Below are 18,807 nucleotides of genomic sequence, written 5' to 3'. Positions count from 1 at the left end.
AAAACGTAATCAATCGCGGATAAATAAGATTGATAGAAAGGAATGTATATTGTAGATGACTACTCAGATGGGTCAATTACAATATACCAGTGAGTAAAGATGAAAGTTGTTGTTGCTGCTGGAGGAACAGGTGGACATTTATACCCTGCTCTTGCATTAGTTGAATATATAAAAAAACAAGATCCAAATTCAAAATTTTTATTTATTGGAACAAAGGATCGTTTGGAATCTCAAGTTGTTCCCCAACTTGGATATGATTATGTTGGTTTAAATGTTAAAGGATTAGCGGGTAATCCTTTAAAGAAAGCTCATGCAGCTTTGTTATTTGTTAAATCTATTGGAAAAGCAAAAAAAGTTATAAAAAAATTTAATCCTGATATTGTTGTTGGTTTTGGTGGATATCCAAGTGCTTCAGCTTTAGAAGCTGCTGCAAGTTTAAAAATTAAAACGATGATTCATGAACAAAACTCAATTATTGGTTTAACAAATAAAATTCTTATAAAAAAAGTAGATAAGATCATTTGTTGTTATCAAAAAGCGTATGAAGAATTTCCTCAAGAAAAAACACTATTGCTTGGAAATCCTCGTGCAAGTGTTGTCAGCCATGAAGTTCCTAAAGATATTTATGATAAATATGGTTTAGATAGAAATAAAAAAGTTGTTACGATTGTTATGGGATCATTAGGATCACAAACAGTTAATCAAACGATGAAGGAATCGATGAATCAATTTGTTGGTAAAGAATATCAAGTACTTTATGTTACTGGGAAACCTTATTATGAATCAATGAAAGATTATGAAAATGAAAACGTAAAAATCATCCCTTATGTTGATGATATGCCTTCTTTAATGCATGCGACAGATCTTATTGTTTCGCGTGCAGGAGCCAGTACCCTTGCCGAATTAACAGCTTTAGGCGTACCAGCTATTTTGATTCCTAGTCCTTATGTAGCAGCAAATCATCAAGAATATAATGCACGTGAATTAGAAAATAATCATGCTGCTAAAATGATTCTTGAAAAAGATTTAACAGGAGAAAAATTGATTTCTACAATTGATAGTGTTATTAATGATCAAACTGCACTTCAAATTTTAACAGAAAACGCTAAAAAGTTAGGAAAGCCAAATGCAGTTGAAGATATGTATCAAGAAATTATTTCGATGTTAGGAGACTAATGATGAAGTTTGAAAAATATTATGAAGAACTTAAACAATTAGATGTTGGAACAGTTCTTAAAGATGAACCGTTATATAAACATACAACTTATCGTGTAGGTGGGCCAGCAAAATTATTTATAAAAGTTCAAAATGTCGATGAGTTGATTGAAGTGATAAAGTATTGTCGTAAGCATCGTATTCAACTTTTTGTTATTGGAAGAGGTTCAAATTTATTATTTTCAGATAAAAGTTTTGAAGGAATTATTATTTCCCTTGAAGATATGAATCAATACCATGTCAATGGGAGCGAAGTAACTGCCCAATGTGGTGTTACAATGATTAAACTTGCTTATGATTGTGCTAAAATTGGTTTGAGTGGTTTTGAATTTATGGGAGGAATTCCTGGAAATATCGGTGGTGGTATTTTTATGAATGCAGGGGCCTATAAATCATGTTTAAGTGAAGTTGTTAAATCAGTAAAAGTATTAGATGAATGTTTAAAAGTGGTTGAATTATCTAAAGATGAAATGGATTTTTCATATCGACATTCTATCATTCAAGACCATCCTAAATGGATTGTCTTGGAAGCTACTTTTGTTTTGGAAAATAAAAGTGTTGAAGAAATTAATGAAACTTTAGATAAAAGAAAAGAAAGAAGAATGTCTACGCAACCTTGGAATAAACCAAGTGCAGGAAGTGTTTTTAGAAATCCAGAAGGTGCAGCTGCATGGAAATATATTGATGATGCAGGTCTTAGAGGTTATGAAATTGGTGGAGCACAAGTTTCTCCAAAACATTCTAACTTTATTGTAAATAATGGTTATGCTTCTGCTAAGGATATTCATGATTTGATTTTTTATGTCCAAAAAATAGTTCAAGAAAAGTATGGTGTTTTATTAAAACCAGAAGTACGTTTTATTAATTGGGAGTCTTAAGATGACAACGTATGTATATAATGAACATGATGAAAATCAAGTGTTAACAATGAGAAATAAATTAAAAAAGAAAAAAAGAAAAAGAAGAATTAATTTTGTACTTATTGTTTTGTTTTTGATATTTTTAGTGATTTTTTTATTTGGAGATATGTCTAAAGTAAAAAAAATAACTGTTTCAGGATGTCATTTGACTTCTGCTGAAGAGATTATTGAACGATTACCGGTTAAATCAAAACAAACTTATTTTTTTAAAGTAAATAAAAAACAGATTGAAACAGAGGTTGAAAAAATGATCTTTGTTGAAAAAGCAACTGTAACGAAAGATTTGATAGGGAATATAAAGATAAGAATTAAAGAAAACAATGCTTCTTTATATGGCTATATTAATAATATTTTATATGTTGCAGATCAAGATGGAATTTTTGAACAAGATCAACAACAAAAATGGATTTCTTATGTACAACGTTGTCCACAAATGATGAATTTTGACGAAGAACATTTCCAATCATTTGTGAAAGCATATGTCAAATTACCATCAGTTGTTCAAAATCAAATCTCTAGTATTGTCTTTGAACCTGATGAAAAAGATCAAACCAAATGTAAGTTGGAACTTGATGATGGTAAGGTTTTTTATGTACGTATTGAAGACATGGAAAAACAACTTACATCAACAAATTATTACTTGGTTATTCAAAGTTATCCTGATTATAAATACTATGATTATTTAGGAAAAAATGTCTATGTATACAATTAAATAGTGTATGAAAAAAGCTACGTGTTTGAAACTAAAACCTTTAAATATCGTAGCTTTTATGATAATATAATGGTATATGTAGTAAGGGGAGATAGACATGAATGAAGTTTATGCAGTATTGGATATAGGTAGTGCTTCAATTGAATTGTTAGTTGGTGAAATTATCAATTCTAATTTACATGTTCTTTTTTCTAAAAAGGTCCCTAGTCATGGTGTAAAAAAAGGCATCATTGAAGATGAAAATTTATTAGTAAATGATATCAAAGGAGTTGTTCAAGAAGCTAATGATTTTCTAGATGGAGAAATCAAAGCAGTTGGTCTTACAATCCCTACTATTCGTTCTAAACTTTATCAAAGTAATAGTAGTGTATCACTTAGTGATCATGATAAGATTTCTAAGGATGATATTGTAAGAGGTTTGAAACTTTCTACTAAATTCAAAAAATCTCATGAAGAAGAGGTGGTTTGTGTAATACCAGTTCGCTTTAATGGTGATTTTGGAATTAGTCAAGTACCTCCTATAGGAGAAGCTTCAAGAAATTTAATTATTGATACATTGATTATTACTTCACAAAAACAGATTTTATATCCATATATTATGGCTGTTGAAAAGGCAGGTTTAGAAATTATGGATATTTGTATCAATGCCTTTGCGTGTGCAAAGGAAGCTTTTGATGCAGTTTATCTTCAAGAAGGTGCATTGATTATTGATATGGGATATAAAACGTCAACAATATCTTTCTACAAGGATGGATATTTAAAATATTTAACAGTATGTTCAGTTGGGGGTTATAATTTGACTAGAGCAATTGCTCAACATTTACAAATTTCTATGAATCAAGCTGAAACATATAAAGTCAAATATGGTTCTTTGGATTATACTGTTGGACAAGAGGATATTATTCATACAACTGAGCTTCCAGATGGTCGTAAAGATTATACACAAAAAGATTTTGCGGGTATTTTAGAAGAAGCTGCAGTTGATATGTTAAATGTTATTAAAGAAAAAATGGGTGTTATCGATAATGGACAACATTATGAAACACTGATTGTTGGTGGCGGAGGAGAACTTGAGCTACTAGATAAAGTTGCTGGTCGTGTTTTAGAAGGTCCAGTGAGAGTTTATCGTCCAGATATTATTGGCATTAGAGATATGGCATTTGTTTCTTCTGTAGGAATGATTTTTTATATGTCTGATCGTGCTAAATATCTTGGTCCTTATGAAACATCTGTTGTTTTACCGGATATTTCTAATACAATGGCTGTGAGATTTAAAGGACTTACGAAAGTAAAAGATACAAAAGAGAAAACTGGAAGATTTAGTAGATTACTAGATACTTTCTTTGGTGAAGAAGAATAGATAAAAGAGAGGGTAAATCATGAACGAAGAATTAGATTTTGAACAAGTTGCAAAAATAAAAGTAATCGGTGTTGGTGGCGGAGGAAACAACGCTGTTAACCGCATGGTTGAAGAAGGCGTTAGAGGAGTAGAATTCTTTGTCGCAAATACAGATGTACAAGTATTACGTCGTTCGCCTGTAGAAAATAAAATTGTTTTAGGAAAAGATTTAACAAAAGGTTTAGGAGCAGGAGGTAATCCAGAAGTAGGAAAGAAAGCTGCTTTAGAATCTGAAGGAGATATTAGAACTGCCCTTGAAGGTGCAGATATGGTTTTCATTGCTGCTGGTATGGGTGGTGGAACTGGTACTGGTGCAGCACCTGTTTTCGCTAAGATTGCTCGTGAATTAGGAGCACTAACAGTAGGTGTTATTACTAAACCATTTACTTTTGAAGGAATGAAACGTAAAAAACAAGCAATCGAAGGTATTGATGAATTACGTTCTAATGTAGATAGTATTATTGTGGTTTCAAATGACCGTTTATTACAACTAATTGGTGGACGTCCAATGCAAGAAGCATTTAGAGAAGCTGATAATGTATTAAGACAAGGTGTTCAAACAATTACTGATTTAATTGCTGTTCCTGCATTTATCAACCTTGACTTTGCAGATATCTGTGCAGTTATGAAAAATAGAGGAAATGCGTTAATTGGTATTGGCATGTCATCAGGAGATGATAAAGCAAAAGAAGCTGCAAAACGTGCAATTTCTTCACCTTTATTAGAAGTTTCCGTAGCAGGTGCTAAAGACGCTATTATTAACGTTACAGGTGGACCAAATATTTCATTATATGATGCTAATATTGCTCTTGAAACAATTACTCAAGAAGTTGGAGATGACATTAATACTTATTTAGGTATTGCTATTAATGAAAACTTAGATGATGAAATTATTGTTACTGTTATCGCAACAGGATTCGAGGAAGAAAAGGAAGAAGTAACTGTCCAACCTTCAGTAGCAAGACCTTTAGGTGAAGAACCTCAAACTTTTGAATCATATGATGATGACGAAGATGATGATGACGGTTTTCCACCAGCATTTATCAAAAATAGAAGAATTTAATAAGATGAGCTAACGATGTTAGCTCATTTTTATAAAGGGGGAAATTTAAATGAAAATTGGATTTATAGGATTAGGGAATATGGCCGGGACAATTTGCCAAGGTCTTATTAAAAGTGATTTTATTGATGGTAGTGAGGTATATGGATATGATATAAATAGTCACCAGCTGATGATGTTTGAACAAGATTTTGGTATTCATGTATGTTCAAGTGAACAAGACGTTGTTAAAAATTGTGATTATTTGGTGATGGGGGTCAAACCAAATGTCGTAGAAAGTGTTATTTCAAAAATAAAATCAGTCATTGATCAACAAGTGATCGTTTCAATTGTTGCTGGTTATGGAAATGATAAATATGAAGAATTATTACCGGGAACACATCACTTAACAATTATGCCAAACACACCAGCTAAGGTATTAGAAGGAACGACTTTATTTGAAAAAGACAATACTTTAACAGCTGAAGAATTAAATTATGTACAAACAATGTTTGAAAGCATCGGTGAGGTTTATCTTATTGAAAATTATCAAATGGTTGCCGGTGGTGCTTTAAGTGGTTGTGGACCAGCTTTTGTTTATATGTTTATTGAAGCTTTAGCAGATGGTGCAGTCTTAAATGGTTTGCCTCGTGATTTGGCTTATAAGCTTGCCAGCCAAACTGTTTTAGGAAGTGCAAAAATGGTTAAAGAGACGCAATTACATCCAGGTATTTTAAAAGATCAAGTTTGTTCTCCAGGTGGTATTACGATTCAAGGTGTTAAGGCTTTAGAAGAAAATAATTTTAGAAACGCTGTGATGGAAGCAATCGATCGTTCAAAAAAATAATGTGTAGAAAGTATGGATTTTTGTCCATACTTTTTTAAATGTCCAATCTTTTTTGACATCTTTTTTACTTGCCATCATATATGATGATAAAGGGGTAAGCAAGATGGAGGTCTATGTTGAATTAACTTATTGTATGAATGGTATCTTATTTATCATGACTTATGAAATGATTTCATTATTGCTTAATATTAATTGGTCATTTTTGAAAATCCTTTTCTTGAGTTTTTTAAGTAATATATCGATTGTTCTCATTTATATAGACTATTTACCATATATAAGTTTTTTATACTGGATTGTCCTTTTTTTATTTATTTTTAAAAAACAATTTTTCTTATATTTTCCAGTTTTTTTAATTGTTTATTTTTCAATACTATTCTTTATCAATACCCTAATAAAAGAATCATTTATATACAACGGAATCTTGATTACTCCCATAAATTATAAAGATATAGTTATTGTTGTTATGACATGTGTTTTTTTAATTATTGAAACAATTTATTTAATTTATACAAAAAGAAAAATAAAACAAAAAGATGATCTATATGATGTAACACTTATTTTTAATAATAAGATTTATCATCTTTCAGGGTTTTTAGATAGTGGTAATCATGCAAACTATCTAGGTTATCCACTTATTTTTATTAAAAAAAGTAAAATTGATACTTATCAACAATTAGATACATTGATTATTGATGGCTTAAAAAAAAGAAAAATAGATATTATTTTAGTTGATCAAGTTTTAGTAAATAAGCAATCTTTAAGAAATGTTTATATAGGTGTATTGGATGAATTAGATTATGATTGTTTATTAAATAAAGAATTGATGGGAGGGATTATTTGATGTGGCAAATGATTAGACAGTTTTTAAATACAAAACAGTATCTTTATTATATAGGAAGACATGATATTTTACCGCCTCCTTTAAAAGGTCAACAAGAAAAGGAAATAATTGAAAAAGCAGTTTCTGGGGATCAAAAAGCAAGAGATTTATTGATTGAACATAATTTAAGATTGGTTGTTTATGTTGCTAAAAGATATGACAATAGCGCCAATTGTCCTTTGGAAGATTTAATTAGTATTGGCACAATTGGTTTAGTAAAAGCAATCAATACTTTTAAGGCAGATAAAAATATTAAACTTGCTACGTATGCTTCAAGGTGTATTGAAAATGAAATACTTATGTACTTAAGAAAAAATAATAAGATTCGTTATGAGATTTCTTTAGATGAACCTTTAAATATTGATTATGATGGTAATGAGTTATTATTAGGAGATATCGTAGGAACTGATGATGATCTTGTTGAACAAGAAATGTTGAAAAGTGATCAAAAGAAAATTTTTTATGAAGCTTTAAAAGAATTAAATGAAAGAGAAAAAGAAATATTGATTTTAAGATATGGTTTATCTAATAATGATGAATTGACACAAAAGGATGTTGCTGATTTATTAGGTATTTCACAATCTTATATTTCTAGATTAGAAAAAAAGATTATAAAAAAATTAAGAAGTCAATTAAATTATGATGAAGTGAAATAGTATATTTTTATCAAAAAAAGCCACACTAATTTTGGTGATTATTGTGGAAAAAGAAAGTTTTATGAGCGCTATCCCTATTCAAAAAACACTTTCTAAAGAAGAATTATATACTTTGATTCAAAATTATCAAAAGAATCATGATCAAAAAAGTAAAGAAATGATTATTCTTTCTAATACTAAATTAGTGTTATCTCTAATGAAAAGATTTTACCAAAAATCAAATCAATATGAAGATCTGTTTCAAGTAGGCATCGTTGGTCTAATAAAAGCAGTCGATCATTTTGATACCAATTATCAATTACAGTTTTCAACGTATGCAGTTCCTTTGATCATTGGTGAAATGAAACGTTATTTAAGAGATAATACACAAGTTAAGATTTCTAGACCAATCAAGGATTTAGCTTATGCTATTTTAAAAGAAAAGGAAAAATATTTAAATCAATATCAAAGAGAACCAACGATTCAAGAATTATCACAAAATTTAAATATTGAAAAACAAAATATTATAGAAGCAATGCAATCTACTCAAAGCATTGCTTCTTTCCAAGATGCTGTAGGAAATGATGATCAAAATGAATTATCATTATCAGATATTATCTCACTAGATCCAGAAACATTGAAACATTATCATGATCACCTTGATTTAAAAAATGCCTTTGATTGTTTAAATCAAAGAGAAAAGAAAGTAATTCAAGAAAGATACTATCAGGGTTATTCGCAATGTGAAATAGCAGATGAGCTTTTTGTATCACAAGCGCAAATTTCTCGAATTGAAAAAAAAGCTTTAGAAAAATTACATAAAAAATTAGTCTAAAGCATATTTTATAGAGGTGATCGTATGAGATTTGTATCATTACAATCAAAAGATGTGATTAATGTTTATGATGGTAAAAAAATAGGGTATATTGCGGATATTGAATTAGATTGGTGTCAAAAATGTATACGTGCTTTAATTGTCGAAAAAATGAATTTTTTTCATTTTTTTTGTTTTTTTAAAGAGCCTCCTGTCTTAGTTATTCCGATTGAATGTGTGATTTCTTTAAAAGGTGATGTGATTTTAGTGAATATTGAACAGGTTTAGCTAGATTTCCTTGTTGATACCTTTGATAATCAATAAATGTATGGTATAATATTGAGGAAATAAAAGGAGGATGACTTCATGGGTTACGGTGAAAAAGTAAAAAAATGGTTTTTTGATGAAGATGGGGATGGAGAAGATATTGCTGAAGATTATGATGCTGTAGAGGTTGATACTGAACCTAAAACAAGCTTATTTGAACAAGCAAAATTTTCTAAAACAAGCGAAGCTGTGAAATCATTAAATATGAATAAAGATAGTCATTTAGTTTTATTTGAACCACGTTCATTTGGAGAAACTCAAGATATTGCAAATTATTTAAAAACAAAAAAAGCAACAGTTGTTAATTTACATCGTTTACAAAAAGATCAAGCTAAACGTGTTGTTGATTTCTTAAGTGGTGTTATTTACGCTATTGAAGGTGACATTCAAAGAATTGGACCAAAAATTTTCTTATGTACACCTCGTAATATTTCTGTTGCAGGAACAATTGATCTAGATGAAGATGAACAAGAAGATTAAAAAGTATGGTTTCCATACTTTTTTAAGTTATGTTTGAACATTTTAAAGGGGAAGAAGTCTTTGTAAAAAAGGTACTTGATTATTTGGATCAAGTACAATATAAACAAAGACTTATTTTAACGCAATTTTTAGATCCGTATCATCAATCAATTGTTAAAAGTGTTATTGGGCATCAAGATGAAGTTCAAGTTTTAGAAAATGGTGGTTTTATTCATAGTGAAAGTCAAAGAATGATTATTGCTCCTTATTTTTATGAAATAGAAAAGGAAGATTTTGAAATCGTTGTTTGTAAGATTATTTATGCAAAAAATTTTGAAAAATTAACACATCGAGACATTTTAGGTGCTTTAATGTCTTTAGGAATTAAAAGAGAGTTATTTGGAGATATTGTTGAAAAAGACAAAGATTTTTATTTAGCTGTTGATCGACATATTTATGAATATTTAAAAGATTATTTATCAATGATTAAAAGAAGTAAAGTAAAGTTTGTTGAATGGGATGAAGAAATAGAAGTAAAAAATGATTATTTAGTAAAATCATTTATTGTATCTTCATTTCGATTAGATAAGATCATTTCTTCTTTTTATAAAATTTCAAGACAAAAAGCAGCAGAATTTATTCGTGCTGGTCATGTAAAAGTTAATCATAAACCGGTTGAACAAATAAATTATTTATGTAATAATAAAGACATAATATCATTCAAAAAGCATGGTAGAGTGATGTTTGTTGATTGTAATAAACAAACACGCTCTGATAATTATGTGGTTGAAGGGTATTTTTATAAGTAGGGAGTGAACATGATGTCATTGAAAAAACAAGTATTTGGTTATAATAAGTCACAAGTTGATGAATTGATCAATGAAAAAGATAATGAAATAAAACAGTTGAATGATCAAATTAAAAAATTACAAGAAGATTATCAACAATTAGAACATCAAAAATCATTATTGCAGCATCGTGTAAACATCCAAGAACAAACAAATGAAGAAATTGCACGTCTTGCATTAAAAGAAGCAAGCGAACTTATTGACAAAGCGAAAAAGAATGCTAATATGATACTGAGCGAATCGCTAGAGTATGTTCGTTCGTTGTCTGGTGAGATGAGCGACTTTAAAGCGCAAGCTGTTAAATTTAGAGCTTCGGTAGAAAAAATGTCAAAAGATATCCTTGAGTCTATTGATCAATCTGAAGTTTACAATTTAATTAATGAAGATAAATACGATGAAGGAGACAGTTTATAATTAGAGTTTTAAGAGAGCTGATGGTTGGTGTAAATCAGTAACAAAGATTATAATGTATCACTCTGGAGTAGCCCTTTGAATTAAGTAGAAGGTGACGTTAATCGCGTTAAGATTTCAAGAGCGTATGAAAATACGAATTAAGGTGGTACCGCGATCACATCGTCCTTAGGATGATGTGTTTTTTTATTTTTAAAGAGAGGAAAGAAAAAATGAATTACAAAGACACATTATTAATGCCAAAAACTGACTTTGAAATGCGTGGAAACTTACCAAAAAAAGAACCTAAGTATGTAGAACGTTGGCAAGAAAACGACATGTATAACAAAGTTATTCAACAAAACGAAGGAAAAGACAGCTTTGTCTTCCATGATGGTCCTCCATATGCTAATGGAAATATGCACATGGGACATATGTTAAACAAAGTCATCAAAGACGTTATTTGTCGTTATAAAAATATGAATGGTTTCTATACACCATATATTCCTGGATGGGATACTCATGGTTTACCAATTGAAAATGCTATTCAAAAATTAGGTGTTAATCGTAAAGAAATGCCTACAGCCAAATTTAGAGAAAAATGTGATGCTTATGCTCATGAACAAGTAAATAAACAAATGGAACAATTGATCCGTATGGGAACATTTGCGGATTACAAACATCCTTATTTAACATTACAACATGAATTTGAAGCAAGACAAATTGAAGTGTTCGCTAAAATGGCGATGGATGGATTGATTTTCAAAGGATTAAAACCAGTATACTGGTCACCATCAAGTGAATCTGCTTTAGCTGAAGCTGAAGTTGAATATCATGATATCAAATCACCAACAATTTTTGTTAAATTCCAAGTTAAAGATGGTAAAGGAGTCTTAGATAATGATGTTAATTTCGTTATTTGGACAACTACTCCTTGGACAATTCCTGCTAACTTAGCAATCTGCTTAAATGCTTCTTATAACTATGCATTAGTAGAAACTGAAAAAGGAAAATTAATTGTCTTAGATACTTTAGTTGATGAATTAATGGCTAAATTTGAAATTACTGGTTACAAAGTTGTTAATCATTATAAAGGATCTGAATTAGAATATATTACATGCCAACATCCGTTATATGATAGAGAATCATTAGTTATCTTAGGAGATCACGTAACAGCTGATTCTGGTACTGGATGTGTTCATACTGCACCTGGATTTGGGGCAGACGACTTCTTTGTAGGTCAAAAATATAACTTACCAGCTTATTGTAACGTTGATGAACATGGTTGTATGATGGAAGATTGTGGTGAATGGTTAGCTGGTCAATATGTTGATGACGCTAATAAAACAGTAACTATGAAATTAGATGAAATTGGAGCTTTATTAAAACTTGAATTCATCACACACAGTTACCCACATGATTGGCGTACTAAAAAACCTATTATCTTTAGAGCAACTGATCAATGGTTCTGTTCATTAGATAAAATTAGAGATAAATTATTGAGTGAAATTGATAATGTTAACTGGTTAAATGAATGGGGACACATCAGAATCTATAACATGATTAGAGATCGTGGAGACTGGTGTATTTCACGTCAACGTACTTGGGGTGTACCAATTCCTATTTTCTATTGTGAAGATGGAACTCCAATTATTGAACAAGAAGTATTTGATCATATTTCTGAATTATTTAGAGAACATGGTTCAAATGTTTGGTTTGAAAGAGATGAAAAAGATTTATTACCTGAAGGATATACAAATGAACATTCACCAAATGGTATCTTCAAAAAAGAAAAAGATATCATGGATGTATGGTTTGACTCAGGAAGTTCACATACAGGTGTGATGGTAGAAAGAGGATTTAATTATCCAGTAGATCTTTATTTTGAAGGTAGTGACCAATATCGTGGATGGTTCAACTCATCATTAATTATCGGTGTTGCTGCTCATGGTAAAGCTCCTTATAAAACTGTCTTATCACATGGTTTCGTATTAGATGGTAAAGGAAATAAAATGTCTAAGTCATTAGGAAATACAGTAGATCCTATTAAACTTGTTAACCAATATGGTGCTGATATCGTAAGATTATGGGCTACTTCTGTTGCTTATCAACAAGATGTTCGTATTTCTGATGAAATCATGAAACAAGTGGCTGAAGGATATCGTAAAATCCGTAATACCATGAGATTCGTTTTAGGTAACTTAAATGACTTCAAAGCAAGTGATTTAGTAGAAATCAAAGATTTACCTGGTGTTGATCAATATATGTTAGCTAAATTAAATGAATTAATGAAAGCTTATGATGAAGCTTATGCAAATTATGACTTTGCAACAGCCAACCAAGAAATCTTAAATTACTTTACAAATACTTTAAGTTCATTCTATATGGATTTCACAAAAGATATCTTATACATTGAAGATGCAAATTCTCCACGTAGAAGACAAGTTCAAACTGTTTTATATCATCATGCTAAAACAATGATGAAATTATTATCAACAGTACTTGTATTTACTGCTGAAGAATTACATGATCATTTCCATTGTGATGAAACTAAAGCAGAATCTATCTTCTTAGAACCAAAATATGAATTATTTGATATTGAAAATGAAGAAGAAGTTTTAGCTTATTTTTCTAAATTTATGGAAGTAAGAAAAGATGTTTTAAAATCTATGGAAGGTTTAAGAAATGAAAAATTAATTAAATCGAACATGGAAACAAAAGTAACATTATCTTTAAAAGATGAATATAAAGATATTGCTAACTTAAAAGATGATTTAAAACAATTATTTATTGTGGCTAAAGTTGAATTAGTTGATGATACAACTTTAGAAGAATATGAAACTAGCTACATTAAAGTTGAAAAATTCAACGGTGTACAATGTCCAAGATGTTGGAACTATTTCGATGAAGATGAAATGAATGGTGAATTATGTTCACGTTGTGCAAGTGTAGCTCATCGTGTAGCTGAATAGCAGATAACAGGATGTATCGAAAGATACATCCTTTTCTTTTTAAAAAACAATTTTGTAATGAAAAATAAAGCGAACTGTGTTATTATTTACGAGATTGTAGGTGAGGGAGTATATGAAAAAAGAAATATTAGGTAAATGTATGCTATTAATGTCTGCTCTTATTTGGGGAAGTTCTTTTATTGTTATGAAAAATGCTGTGGATTTTATTTCTCCATTTACGCTATTATGTATACGTTTTGTGTTAAGTACAATTTTCATTTCTATTTTATTTTTTAATAAAATAAAAAAAATCAAAAAACAAGATCTATTAGGTGGTTTTTTAGCAGGTCTAGCCTTATTTAGTGCTTTTTCAATTCAAACATTTGGTTTGCAATTGACAACACCTGGTAAAAATGCTTTTTTAACAGCCGTTTATTGTACGATTGTTCCTTTATTAAGTTGGCTTTATTTTAAAAAGAAACCCGATAAAGCACAAATATTTGCGGCTATCCTTTGTTTTATTGGAGTTGGTTTTGTTTCTTTAGATAGTTCCTTAAAGGTGAATTTAGGTGATCTTTATACTTTGATTGGTGGTTTTTTATATGCTGTTCATATTATTGTGTGTGAAAAAGCAATGAAAAAGACATCTCCAATTATTATTACTGCCTTACAATTTGCATTTGCTTCTATTTTTTCATTTATAGCAGCCTCTTTATTTGAAGATATTTCAGTTGTTTTCCATATTGATTCAAGTATTTATCTTCAAATCTTATATCTGGCATTTTTTGCAACTACATTATGTTATTTATTTCAAAATGTGGGACAAAAATTTGTTAATGAAAATATAGCAGCATTATTATTAAGCTTAGAATCTGTTTTTGGAGTTTTCTTTTCCATATTATTTGGACAAGAAATAATGACACTTCAAATTGGATTAGGATTTATGATTATTTTTATTTCGGTTTTGATATCAGAAACAAAGTTATCTTTTTTACATAGGGGAGGAAAACAATGATTAAAAAATTACTTACAATAACTTTATCATTGATGATGATTTTTACATCATTCGTACCAGTTTTCGCTGAAGGGGAAGAAGTCAATATTGTAGGACAATATGGAATTGTCATCGATAAAGATACCGGACAAGTTTTATACAATAAAAATGCCCATGATAAAATGTATCCAGCAAGTATTACAAAAATTTTAACATGTATTGTTGCTATTGAAATGTTAGATGATTTAGATAAAACAGCCACTATTACTCAAAGTGATATAGATACAGTTTGGGAAACAGGAGCTACTTCTGCAGACTTTACTGTCGGAGAAGTTGTCACTTATAGAGATATGTTGATGGGAGCAATGTTACCTTCAGGTGCAGATGCTTGTCGTGCTCTAGCTAATAATACGTGTGGTAGTCAAGAAAAGTTCGTTGAAAAAATGAATCAACTGGTAAACAAATTAGGATTAAAAGATTCTCATTTTGTAAATACAACAGGAATTCATGATGATGATCATTATACAACAGCTTATGATATGGCTAAAATTACCCAATATGCTTTAAAGAATAAAAAATTTGTTGAAGTCTTTGATAGATATCAATATACGTCAAGTGATGGTCAACATCAATGGGTCAAAAAAGTTATTTATAAAAGTAAAAGAGACCATATTGATACATCAATGATTGAAGGCTGTAAAAGCGGTTACACAAGTAAAGCCCAAAGTACTTTATCTAGTTTATTGAATATTGATGATCATCATTATGTTTGTGTTGTTGGCTTTTCTAAAAATAGTGATGGTTATAATCATTGTACAGTAAATGATACCCTTGCTTTAGGTAATTATGTAAAAGATCATTATTCAGTTGCGAATATTATTAAAAAAGATGCAAAAATGAATTCTGTTAAAATAAAAAATGGTCAAACAAATAAAGTTGATGTCATCACAGAAAAAGATATCGAAGCTGTTTTACCAAATAATTACAATCCATCTGATTTAAAATATAAATATCATTTAAAAGATTTAACAGCTCCTGTTAAAAAAGATCAAAAAGCAGGAACAATGGATGTTTATTATCGAGATACTAAATTAGAAACAATTTCACTTAATACAACACAAGCAGTAGATGAAAGTGGTTCTGTTGTTTTTATGAGAAAAATGAAAAATGTTGTTTTACCATGTGTAATGGCAGTTGTCATCATTCTTGTGGTTTTATTATTAGTAAGAAAAATCATGATTAAACAAAGACGTAAAAAAAGACGTCAACAAAGAAATCGTAGAAAGTAGGGAAACCTACTTTTTTACTTATATATGCTTAATTATTATACGTATATATAAGTAAATATATTGACATATACTTATATATACGTATAATATAAGCAAGAGGTGAGTGATATGACTTATAAATGCGTATTTAGTGATATTGATGGAACATTATTGAATTCAAAACATCAAATAAGCGAAAAAACAAAAAAGAAAGTACAACAGTTAGCTATACAAAATATTCCTTTTATTCTTGTTTCAGCGAGAATGCCTAAAGGAATGCATTATTTTTTAGATGAATTACAAATAAAGGCACCAATGGTAAGTTATAGTGGAGGTTTGATTTTAGATGAAAATCAAAAAGTTATCTATTCAAAAGGATTTTCAGTAGAAATGGCGAAAAGACTTTATAAATATATTAAATATTATTATCAAATTCCTGTTAGTTTTTATGTTGAGAATCATTGGATGGTCGATGAAATAGATGAAGGAATTGAAGAGGAAAGTATTATTACAGGGTTAAAACCTGAAAAATTGGATTTAAATGGAGTTAAAAAGGTTCATAAATTATTAGTGATTGCTGAAGCAGGAATTGTTGATCGTTTAGAAATGAGCTTAAAAGAAAAATTTAGTGGTTTAAAGATTTATAAATCAAAAGATACTTATTTAGAAATTATGGATGAATCGGTATCAAAATCCAGTGCAATTCAATTTTTATGTGATAAAATGAAAATAGATCTTCATCAAACAGTTTCTTTTGGAGATAACTATAATGATTTAGATATGCTTCTTTTAACAGGAAAAGGATTTGCGATGGCTAATGGAGCGCAAGGTGTTTTAGAAAGTATTCCAACACATACGCTTTCTAATGATGAAGATGGAATCGTTTATGCATTAGATAATTTAGTAGGTGAATAAGGTGTATCAAGAAGAAAGAATTTATAAAATATTAGAAATATTAAAAACTAAAAAGACAATGACAAATCAAGAAATTATGGATCAATTTCATATTTCTAGAGATACAGCAAGAAGAGATATTGTTCGTCTTGTAAGTGAAAACTTAGCTGTTAGAACACATGGTGGTATTACTTTAAATGATGTACATCAAATTGGAAATTATCAAACAAGAAAACAAGAAAATGAAGAGATAAAAAATGAAATTGGCAAAACTGCTGTTTCTTTGATTGAAAATAACAAAGTGATCTTTTTTGATACTTCAACGACTGTTGCAGCTTTATGTCAATATGTAGAAAGTGATATAGAAGCTTATAGTCATTCTTTAGATAATATTGAAATATTATCGAATCATTGTTTATGTCAGATGATTGGTGGAACTTACTTTAAAAAGAATCGTTATATGTATGGAAGTCAAACGTTGAATATGATTGATCAAATTTATTTTGATTTAGCTTATGTAGCAGCAGCAGCTGTGATGGAAGATGGTGTTTATGTTGAAGAATTTGAAGATGCTATGATTAAAAAAAAGGTAGCAAGTCGAAGTCAAAAAGTTTGCTTAGTTGTAGATCATAGTAAATTTAATAAAAAAAGTTCTTATAAAGCTTTAGCTTTTCAAGATATTGATGTTCTTGTTGTTGATTGGTTACCTGATACTTATCGAGAAAAGATAGAAAAAGCAGGATGTCAAATAATATATACAAAAGAAAAGTAGATTCGTATGAATCTACTTTTTAGCAAGCATTTTATCAAAAAAATAACCGATTACTCTAAAAATCATGGCTAAACCAAAGATAGATAAAGCACCAATTGTTTCATATTTATGGAAAAGGAATGTACATAAAAAATATGTAATGATTCCTAATGCTGCTCCTAAACCTGTTAATAATGTCATGAAAACATCTTTTTGTTGTTGTTTCATAATTTCACCTCAAGAACTATTCTAACATAACAAAAACCAATAAACAATAAATAGAAGTTGTGCTATAATCTAGATAAAGTGAAAGGGGAAGTCTATGTATAATACGTTGATTTTTGATTTAGATGGAACACTTGTAGATTCAATAGAAGATTTAGCTTTATCTACAAATATATTAATGGAAGAAAATCATTTTCCTACCTATGATTTAGATACATATAAACAATTTGTAGGAAATGGTGTTGATAAATTAATAGAGCGTGCTTTACCTGAAAAATATAAAAAAGATGTGAGAAAATATCGTGCACGTTTTGATGAAATTTATAAAGAAAATTGTTTAAAACATACAAAACCTTATTCAGGAATGAAAGAATTAATTGATGAACTTTATCATCAAGGGTATAAATTAGCAGTTGTAACGAATAAACCAAAAATAAATGCAGTAACAATTGTAAATCATTTATTTCCTGGTAAATTTATGTATGTTTTTGGAAATACAGTTTATCAACCAAAAAAACCACATCCTTGTTTAGTACAACTAGCTATGCAGTTAATGGAAAGTAATAAAAATGAAACATTGATGATTGGTGATAGTAATGTAGATATTGAAACAGCCATCAATGCTAAAATTAAATCTGTAGGGTGTGAATGGGGCTTTAGAGGAAAAGAAGAACTTGTTCAAGCTGGAGCAACTTATACTGTTTCTAAACCAAGTGATATTAAGGACATTCTAAAATGATTGCAGTATCGAGATGTTTAATTGGTGAAAATTGTACATATGCTGGAAAGAATAATCTTTGTAAGGAAATAAAGGAACTTTATGATCAAGGTTTAGTGTTACCACTTTGTCCAGAAGTCTTAGGTGGTTTACCAATTCCTAGAACACCTTGTGAAGTTATTGGAGAAAAAGTGATTGATCAAAAAGGAATTGATCGTACAAAAGAATATACACAAGGTGCTAAAATTGCTTTAGATAAATGTTTAGAAAAAAATATTAAAATAGCTGTTTTAAAAGCTAAAAGTCCAAGCTGTGGAAAAAAACATATTTATGATGGAACATTTTCACATCAGCTTGTTGAAGGTGATGGTATTTTTGTACAGATGTTAAAAGAAAAAGGAATTGCAGTTTATAGTGAAAATGAAGTAACAGAGGTTTTAAAATTAATAAATGGAGGAAAGTAAAAATGGGACATATTTTATGGGTAGAACCTGTATTTAAAGAAATGATTTGGGGAGGAA

General features: G+C 29.5%; 21 protein-coding genes and 1 other annotated feature. Of the genes, 20 read left to right on the top strand and 1 reads right to left on the bottom strand.

Translation table 11 applies throughout. The annotated features are described in order from the left end of the window. Nucleotides 1-99: 99 nt before the first annotated feature. The 18 genes from murG (at nt 100) to LJD32_RS11815 (ending at nt 17,364) form a co-directional block, all read left to right on the top strand. A complete protein-coding gene (gene murG / locus LJD32_RS11900) occupies nt 100-1,176 on the top strand; it encodes an undecaprenyldiphospho-muramoylpentapeptide beta-N-acetylglucosaminyltransferase (protein WP_118347318.1) in 1,077 nt (358 codons plus the stop codon). Nucleotides 1,177-1,178: 2 nt separating this feature from the next. Next, nucleotides 1,179-2,093: a UDP-N-acetylmuramate dehydrogenase gene (gene murB, locus LJD32_RS11895; RefSeq protein ID WP_227392486.1), complete on the top strand. Its 915-nt coding sequence runs from the start codon at nt 1,179-1,181 to the stop codon at nt 2,091-2,093. A 1-nt stretch (nt 2,094) separates the two neighbouring features. Next, the gene (locus LJD32_RS11890; RefSeq protein WP_227392485.1) at nt 2,095-2,847 is read left to right on the top strand and encodes a cell division protein FtsQ/DivIB; all 753 of its coding nucleotides are present in this window, start codon (nt 2,095-2,097) and stop codon (nt 2,845-2,847) included. A gap of 97 nt (nt 2,848-2,944) precedes the next feature. Continuing rightward, nucleotides 2,945-4,207 (top strand): cell division FtsA domain-containing protein, encoded by a 1,263-nt coding sequence (locus LJD32_RS11885; RefSeq protein ID WP_032090658.1) that lies wholly within the window; start codon nt 2,945-2,947, stop codon nt 4,205-4,207. Between the two features lie 19 nt (nt 4,208-4,226). After that, nucleotides 4,227-5,309, top strand: coding sequence for a cell division protein FtsZ (ftsZ, locus tag LJD32_RS11880; protein WP_032090657.1), 1,083 nt, complete (start codon nt 4,227-4,229; stop codon nt 5,307-5,309). A 49-nt stretch (nt 5,310-5,358) separates the two neighbouring features. Beyond that, nucleotides 5,359-6,132, top strand: a complete 774-nt coding sequence (gene proC, locus LJD32_RS11875) for a pyrroline-5-carboxylate reductase (RefSeq protein WP_032090656.1) — start codon at nt 5,359-5,361, stop codon at nt 6,130-6,132. A 463-nt stretch (nt 6,133-6,595) separates the two neighbouring features. Next, nucleotides 6,596-6,973, top strand: a complete 378-nt coding sequence (locus tag LJD32_RS11870) for a sigma-E processing peptidase SpoIIGA (RefSeq protein ID WP_227352136.1) — start codon at nt 6,596-6,598, stop codon at nt 6,971-6,973. Further along, the gene (locus tag LJD32_RS11865) at nt 6,973-7,668 is read left to right on the top strand and encodes a sigma-70 family RNA polymerase sigma factor (protein WP_022001796.1); all 696 of its coding nucleotides are present in this window, start codon (nt 6,973-6,975) and stop codon (nt 7,666-7,668) included. Before LJD32_RS11870 ends, LJD32_RS11865 begins: the two co-directional genes overlap by 1 nt. Nucleotides 7,669-7,711: 43 nt before the next feature. Beyond that, nucleotides 7,712-8,482, top strand: a complete 771-nt coding sequence (locus LJD32_RS11860; protein ID WP_227392484.1) for a sigma-70 family RNA polymerase sigma factor — start codon at nt 7,712-7,714, stop codon at nt 8,480-8,482. 24 nt (nt 8,483-8,506) lie between these two features. Continuing rightward, entirely contained in the window at nt 8,507-8,749 is a 243-nt protein-coding gene (locus LJD32_RS11855; protein WP_022001794.1) for a PRC-barrel domain-containing protein, read from the top strand. A gap of 78 nt (nt 8,750-8,827) precedes the next feature. Continuing rightward, nucleotides 8,828-9,268, top strand: coding sequence for a cell division protein SepF (locus tag LJD32_RS11850; protein WP_032090653.1), 441 nt, complete (start codon nt 8,828-8,830; stop codon nt 9,266-9,268). A 29-nt stretch (nt 9,269-9,297) separates the two neighbouring features. Next, entirely contained in the window at nt 9,298-10,056 is a 759-nt protein-coding gene (locus LJD32_RS11845; protein ID WP_412531061.1) for an RNA-binding protein, read from the top strand. Between the two features lie 9 nt (nt 10,057-10,065). After that, entirely contained in the window at nt 10,066-10,509 is a 444-nt protein-coding gene (locus LJD32_RS11840) for a DivIVA domain-containing protein (RefSeq protein ID WP_032090651.1), read from the top strand. Continuing rightward, nucleotides 10,481-10,679 (top strand) — a binding site (T-box leader). It overlaps the preceding gene by 29 nt. A 39-nt stretch (nt 10,680-10,718) precedes the next feature. Then, a complete protein-coding gene (ileS, locus tag LJD32_RS11835; RefSeq protein WP_227392482.1) occupies nt 10,719-13,457 on the top strand; it encodes an isoleucine--tRNA ligase in 2,739 nt (912 codons plus the stop codon). A gap of 112 nt (nt 13,458-13,569) precedes the next feature. Next, nucleotides 13,570-14,451: a DMT family transporter gene (locus tag LJD32_RS11830; protein WP_117480619.1), complete on the top strand. Its 882-nt coding sequence runs from the start codon at nt 13,570-13,572 to the stop codon at nt 14,449-14,451. Then, nucleotides 14,448-15,719 (top strand): D-alanyl-D-alanine carboxypeptidase family protein, encoded by a 1,272-nt coding sequence (locus LJD32_RS11825; RefSeq protein ID WP_119363800.1) that lies wholly within the window; start codon nt 14,448-14,450, stop codon nt 15,717-15,719. Before LJD32_RS11830 ends, LJD32_RS11825 begins: the two co-directional genes overlap by 4 nt. A 108-nt stretch (nt 15,720-15,827) precedes the next feature. Then, nucleotides 15,828-16,613 carry a Cof-type HAD-IIB family hydrolase gene (locus LJD32_RS11820; RefSeq protein WP_227392481.1) on the top strand — a complete coding sequence of 262 codons (786 nt, stop codon included), beginning with the start codon at nt 15,828-15,830 and terminating at the stop codon, nt 16,611-16,613. A 1-nt stretch (nt 16,614) separates the two neighbouring features. Then, nucleotides 16,615-17,364: a DeoR/GlpR family DNA-binding transcription regulator gene (locus LJD32_RS11815; protein ID WP_227392480.1), complete on the top strand. Its 750-nt coding sequence runs from the start codon at nt 16,615-16,617 to the stop codon at nt 17,362-17,364. Nucleotides 17,365-17,376: 12 nt separating this feature from the next. On the opposite strand, the gene LJD32_RS11810 is transcribed toward LJD32_RS11815, so the two are convergent. Continuing rightward, nucleotides 17,377-17,571: a hypothetical protein gene (locus tag LJD32_RS11810; RefSeq protein ID WP_032090646.1), complete on the bottom strand. Its 195-nt coding sequence runs from the start codon at nt 17,569-17,571 to the stop codon at nt 17,377-17,379. A 94-nt stretch (nt 17,572-17,665) separates the two neighbouring features. Here LJD32_RS11810 and LJD32_RS11805 point away from each other — a divergent pair, with 94 nt between their 5' ends. Continuing rightward, nucleotides 17,666-18,307, top strand: a complete 642-nt coding sequence (locus tag LJD32_RS11805; protein WP_032090645.1) for an HAD family hydrolase — start codon at nt 17,666-17,668, stop codon at nt 18,305-18,307. Next, complete coding sequence (locus LJD32_RS11800; protein WP_227392479.1) at nt 18,304-18,750, top strand: DUF523 domain-containing protein; 447 nt, start codon at nt 18,304-18,306, stop codon at nt 18,748-18,750. The genes LJD32_RS11805 and LJD32_RS11800 overlap by 4 nt, the downstream gene beginning before the upstream one ends. Nucleotides 18,751-18,807 lie beyond the last annotated feature (57 nt).

Origin of the sequence: Faecalibacillus sp. TM498 (assembly GCF_020589955.1) — a bacterium.
GTDB lineage: Bacteria > Bacillota_I > Bacilli_A > Erysipelotrichales > Coprobacillaceae > Faecalibacillus > Faecalibacillus intestinalis.
The sequence above is the reverse complement of the archived record's forward strand: the minus strand, read 5'-3'. Positions and strand labels throughout refer to the sequence as shown.

What these genes read in the sequence shown, in the direction of transcription:
- murG (WP_118347318.1), top strand. Translation starts at nt 100, where the DNA reads ATGAAAGTTGTTGTTGCTGCTGGAGGAACAGGTGGACATTTATACCCT.
- murB (WP_227392486.1), top strand. Translation starts at nt 1,179, where the DNA reads ATGAAGTTTGAAAAATATTATGAAGAACTTAAACAATTAGATGTTGGA.
- LJD32_RS11890 (WP_227392485.1), top strand. Translation starts at nt 2,095, where the DNA reads ATGACAACGTATGTATATAATGAACATGATGAAAATCAAGTGTTAACA.
- LJD32_RS11885 (WP_032090658.1), top strand. Translation starts at nt 2,945, where the DNA reads ATGAATGAAGTTTATGCAGTATTGGATATAGGTAGTGCTTCAATTGAA.
- ftsZ (WP_032090657.1), top strand. Translation starts at nt 4,227, where the DNA reads ATGAACGAAGAATTAGATTTTGAACAAGTTGCAAAAATAAAAGTAATC.
- proC (WP_032090656.1), top strand. Translation starts at nt 5,359, where the DNA reads ATGAAAATTGGATTTATAGGATTAGGGAATATGGCCGGGACAATTTGC.
- LJD32_RS11870 (WP_227352136.1), top strand. Translation starts at nt 6,596, where the DNA reads ATGACATGTGTTTTTTTAATTATTGAAACAATTTATTTAATTTATACA.
- LJD32_RS11865 (WP_022001796.1), top strand. Translation starts at nt 6,973, where the DNA reads ATGTGGCAAATGATTAGACAGTTTTTAAATACAAAACAGTATCTTTAT.
- LJD32_RS11855 (WP_022001794.1), top strand. Translation starts at nt 8,507, where the DNA reads ATGAGATTTGTATCATTACAATCAAAAGATGTGATTAATGTTTATGAT.
- LJD32_RS11850 (WP_032090653.1), top strand. Translation starts at nt 8,828, where the DNA reads ATGGGTTACGGTGAAAAAGTAAAAAAATGGTTTTTTGATGAAGATGGG.
- LJD32_RS11845 (WP_412531061.1), top strand. Translation starts at nt 9,298, where the DNA reads ATGTTTGAACATTTTAAAGGGGAAGAAGTCTTTGTAAAAAAGGTACTT.
- LJD32_RS11840 (WP_032090651.1), top strand. Translation starts at nt 10,066, where the DNA reads ATGATGTCATTGAAAAAACAAGTATTTGGTTATAATAAGTCACAAGTT.
- ileS (WP_227392482.1), top strand. Translation starts at nt 10,719, where the DNA reads ATGAATTACAAAGACACATTATTAATGCCAAAAACTGACTTTGAAATG.
- LJD32_RS11830 (WP_117480619.1), top strand. Translation starts at nt 13,570, where the DNA reads ATGAAAAAAGAAATATTAGGTAAATGTATGCTATTAATGTCTGCTCTT.
- LJD32_RS11825 (WP_119363800.1), top strand. Translation starts at nt 14,448, where the DNA reads ATGATTAAAAAATTACTTACAATAACTTTATCATTGATGATGATTTTT.
- LJD32_RS11820 (WP_227392481.1), top strand. Translation starts at nt 15,828, where the DNA reads ATGACTTATAAATGCGTATTTAGTGATATTGATGGAACATTATTGAAT.
- LJD32_RS11810 (WP_032090646.1), bottom strand. Translation starts at nt 17,571, where the DNA reads ATGAAACAACAACAAAAAGATGTTTTCATGACATTATTAACAGGTTTA.
- LJD32_RS11805 (WP_032090645.1), top strand. Translation starts at nt 17,666, where the DNA reads ATGTATAATACGTTGATTTTTGATTTAGATGGAACACTTGTAGATTCA.
- LJD32_RS11800 (WP_227392479.1), top strand. Translation starts at nt 18,304, where the DNA reads ATGATTGCAGTATCGAGATGTTTAATTGGTGAAAATTGTACATATGCT.